The sequence below is a fragment of the uncultured Boseongicola sp. genome, from assembly GCF_937988555.1.
Lineage (GTDB): Bacteria > Pseudomonadota > Alphaproteobacteria > Rhodobacterales > Rhodobacteraceae > Boseongicola.
Window position 1 is genome coordinate 1 of the sequence record NZ_CALJXO010000370.1, and the last position, 3,966, is coordinate 3,966.

The window sequence follows — 3,966 nt, forward strand, 5'->3', positions numbered from 1 at the left end:
CCCACGCTCATGCAGCAGGTCCTCGACATTGCGAAGCGAAAGGGGAAGGCGAAAGTACATCATCACTGCCAGGCGAATGATCTCTGGGCTGCTGTGAAGTACTTGAAGGGGTCTTTTTTCATCATAAGCAAAAGCTACGAAACCGCCCTGCCCGCCTCAACCCAATTTGTTCTGGCAAGACCCCTTGGAGGACTGCACCGGAACGCGGGCCGTTCCCGAAACCTTCCGGTCAGACGGACCGGTTGGTTTGACCGAAGCATTCCGCAGCTATGGTCGCGCCTTAATCGGGTCGGTCAATTCGTTGCTTTAACCGGCCCCGGCGCGCGCTTCACCCGTTGCGGGCTCCATGCGAGAACGCGCATGGCAACGGGGTCGAACGAGAATATTGGAAATCAAGTGTGACTATAGGGTGCGGGTCTTCAGTGGCGACCCATGATGCGCAATCCGCTTTCAGAAGCCGGATCATTCGAAGCGCTGCGTTTGCCGCGCCATAGGTGCCATTGCCAATTCGAGTATAATCGAAGCTGTTGAACCCGCCGCTTTCGGAATTTGGCGACAAACAACAGGCTGAATCTGTTCCACCAGAACCTGATGGGTTCATGACTCACATCAATACCGCGTTCATGGAGTAAATTTTCGCCATTTCGAAGCGAAAGTGGGAAACGCTAGGACATCTCGTGAGACTACGAATCTACCCGGCCGTCCTCAAGCTGGTTTCTTCTGACAATCCCTGAACCACGATTGTCGCTGGATCTCAGCCAGAACCGTTAAATTTCCATTTTGTTCAGGCTCGTTCTCGCCCGAAGTACCTGATAAGCATGGCGATAGAAAACAAGCTAGCTTTGGATTGACTATGGCCATTATTGAACGTGTTGAGATTTGCATGGTGGACCTTAAGCCAAAGGTGCGCCGGACGGATGCGATTCAATCTTTTGATAGTCAGGAAACACCCATTCTGCGGATCACAGATCGCGATGGCGCAGTGGGCACGGGGTATACATATACGATCGGGCAAGGTGGCCCGGCAGTAATGTCCTTGCTCAAGGAAACCTTGGTTCCTCGTTTGATCGGGCAAGAGGCAGAGGACATCGAGCGTATTTGGCGAGAGCTGTTGTTTTCGACCCACGCGACGGCGGTCGGGGCGATAACCTCGCTGGCGCTGGCTTCGGTCGATACTGCCCTCTGGGACTTGCGTTGCCGACGCGCCGGTCTGCCACTTTACCGGATACTGGGTGGCTCAAAGAATAACATTCCGGTCTACACCACTGAAGGCGGATGGTTGCACATTGACTCCAAGGACCTTGTTGCAGACGCGCTAGAAGCCCAAGCCAAAGGTTTTGCAGGCTCCAAGGTCAAAATAGGGCGGCCGCATCTGTCCGAGGACCGCGAGCGGCTATCAGCGGTTCGCGACGCGGTTGGACCATCATACGAAATCATGGTGGATGCCAATCAGTCCTTTACCTTGGCAGAGGCGACACGTCGCGCACGGATGCTAGAAACGCTAGATATTGCTTGGTTCGAAGAGCCCATGCCCGCCGACGATGTGCTTGAACATGCGCGCCTTGCGGCCAGCACATCAGTGCCGATCGCAGTCGGTGAAAGCATGTATTCGCTCAGTCAATTCAAGGATTACCTGGTCTCGGGTGGTGCCTCGATCGTGCAGGTCGATGTTGCGCGGATCGGTGGTATCACCCCTTGGATGAAAGTCGCACATATGGCCGAGGCTTTTAATGTGCCAGTGTGCCCGCATTTCTTGATGGAGCTGCATGCAAGCCTTGTCTGCGCGATCCCCAATGCGCCCTGGCTAGAATATATCCCCCAGCTTGATACGATCACGAAGACTGGCTTGCGGATCGAAAATGGCCGTGCCTGGCCCAGTGATGAGCCCGGGCTGGGGATCGACTGGGATTGGGATGCAATTAATGCGACGAAGGTCGGCGCGCTGGACTTTTCCACCAGCTAAGTCGGCGATAAGAAAGGAGCCAGCCTATGCAACGAATGGGTATGGTCATTGGGCTAAAACCTGAAAAGATCGAGGACTACAAACGCCTGCATGCGGATGTCTGGCCAAGTGTTCTTAATCAAATCGCAGAAAGCAACATTCGCAATTTCTCGATATTCTTGAAAGAACCCGAGAACTTATTGTTCGGGTATTGGGAGTATCATGGCAGCGATTTTAAGGCGGATGCCGCGCGCATGGCCGCAGATTCGGAAACCCAAAAATGGTGGACGCTGACCGATCCCTGCCAAGAACCATTATCGGCGCGTAAGGACGGCGAATTTTGGGCTATGATGGAGGAAGTGTTCCACGTCGATTGACACCTAACTGGGCGTCGGCGTCTCAGCAGACAGCAATCCTTCGGATTTGAGATCTGACCAGAACGAAGCAGGTATTTCTGTCGAATACCATGACAAAACTTGGGCGAATTCCTCTGGCGTCCGGGTGCCGGGTATCACGCTTGTGACAACCGGATGCGCCAAGGGAAATTGTAGCGCCGCTGCAGGCAAGGGCACCAAATGCGCGGCGCATACACAAGTTAATGCCTCAACGCGATCCACAATTGCGCTTGGGGCGGTTTCGTAGTTCCAAGTGGTTCCGCCGACCAGAATGCCCGAGTTAAACGGCCCGCCAACAACCACTTTGACGTCTCTTTCACCGAGGCGAGTAAACAGAGGATCAAGCGCTTCCTGTTCCAACAATGTATAGCGCCCAGCCACTAGGAAAATATCCCAGACGCCATGCTCCAAGACTCGCAGGCTAACGTCAGTTTCATTGACGCCAATCCCGATGGCGGACACGTCGCCAGTACGTCGCAACTCGTCTAGCGCGCGGTATCCGCCGGTCATCGCATCGTTGAAATGGCGTTCCTCTTCAACCGGGTTAGTGTGGGTCGAGCGGCCGATATCGTGCAGATAGAGAATGTCGATGCGGTCGCGACCCAGACGCTGCAGGCTATCCTCATAGGATCGCATGACGCCATCATAGCTATAGTCGTAAACCGGCGTGAACGGCAGCGGTTTTGGCCAGCCAAAACCCAACGGATCGTCCGGCAATCCGGGCTTAAGCACCCGCCCGACTTTGGAGGACAGGATGATCCCGTCCTGATTGCGGACCGCATCGCCAAGACGCCGCTCTGACAAGCCAAACCCATAATAGGGCGCGGTGTCGAAATACTTTAGGCCCGCATCCAATGCGGCCTGCACTGTGTTAGCCGCCGCCGCATCACCGACCGGATCTAACAACCCTCCCAACGGGGCGCCGCCGAATCCCAGATCAGGTAAGTCCATGGTAAAATCTCCGAATTTTAAGTTGGGAACGCTGGACTTTAGTCTTGAAAGAAATCCCGATTTTCGATCATAAGCTGTTCGATGGACGCCCAGATTTGATCAAGATGATCGCGCATTTCACTTTCCGCGCGATCGGCATCACCAGATTTGATGGCCTCGAAAATCGCGCGATGTTGCTGCTGAATCAAGTCACTATGCCCGGTTTCTGGAAGAATGAAGTACCGAACACGATCCAATTGCCCTTTAACACTTTGGATTACCGTCCAGGCGCGCGGCAACGCAACACCTTCGCTAAGCAGCCGATGAAACACCTCGTCGAGATCCATGAACCTGTTGTAGTCTTGGGCGCGTTGCGCCGCTTCCTGCTGGCGCAGGTTTTCCTCTATCCATGCGAGGTGCTTGGGCTCCGGGCTCTCTGCGGCACGGCGGACCACTCCAAGCTCCAGCACACGACGGATGAAATGAGCTTCTTTAACTTCGGCCATCCGGATCGGAGCGACTAAGGTTCCACGCTGAGGAAGGATATCTACTAGACCCTCTTGGGCAAGGCGAATGAAAGCTTCGCGCACAGGCGTTCTGCTTATACCAAGTTTTACTGACAGATCTTTCTCGCTTAGCGCCTCACCCGGCTTGAGGCGAAGTCGAAGGATCAGTTGCCGAACGTGTGTATGCACCTGT

General features: G+C 54.6%; 4 protein-coding genes and 2 pseudogenes. 2 read left to right on the forward strand and 4 right to left on the reverse strand.

The window, feature by feature from the left end; all coding sequences use genetic code 11:
- A pseudogene (locus Q1B15_RS21865) lies at positions 1–81 on the reverse strand (IS6 family transposase); the annotation flags it as partial.
- A gap of 488 nt (positions 82–569) precedes the next feature.
- Positions 570–665 (reverse strand): annotated as a pseudogene (locus Q1B15_RS21870) (IS6 family transposase); the annotation flags it as partial.
- Positions 666–853: 188 nt separating this feature from the next.
- On the opposite strand from Q1B15_RS21870, the gene Q1B15_RS21875 reads away from it, so the two are divergent.
- Both Q1B15_RS21875 and Q1B15_RS21880 read left to right on the forward strand, forming a co-directional pair.
- The gene (locus Q1B15_RS21875) at positions 854–1,963 is read left to right on the forward strand and encodes a mandelate racemase/muconate lactonizing enzyme family protein (protein ID WP_299758045.1); all 1,110 of its coding nucleotides are present in this window, start codon (positions 854–856) and stop codon (positions 1,961–1,963) included.
- 26 nt (positions 1,964–1,989) lie between these two features.
- On the forward strand, positions 1,990–2,319 hold the full coding sequence (locus tag Q1B15_RS21880; protein WP_299758046.1) for an L-rhamnose mutarotase: 330 nt from the start codon (positions 1,990–1,992) through the stop codon (positions 2,317–2,319).
- A gap of 3 nt (positions 2,320–2,322) precedes the next feature.
- On the opposite strand, the gene Q1B15_RS21885 is transcribed toward Q1B15_RS21880, so the two are convergent.
- Together Q1B15_RS21885 and Q1B15_RS21890 are read right to left on the reverse strand one after the other, a co-directional pair.
- On the reverse strand, positions 2,323–3,288 hold the full coding sequence (locus Q1B15_RS21885; RefSeq protein ID WP_299758047.1) for an aldo/keto reductase: 966 nt from the start codon (positions 3,286–3,288) through the stop codon (positions 2,323–2,325).
- A 38-nt stretch (positions 3,289–3,326) separates the two neighbouring features.
- Positions 3,327–3,966 (reverse strand): GntR family transcriptional regulator (locus Q1B15_RS21890; protein WP_299758048.1); only part of this gene is annotated, 640 nt, incomplete at its 5' end.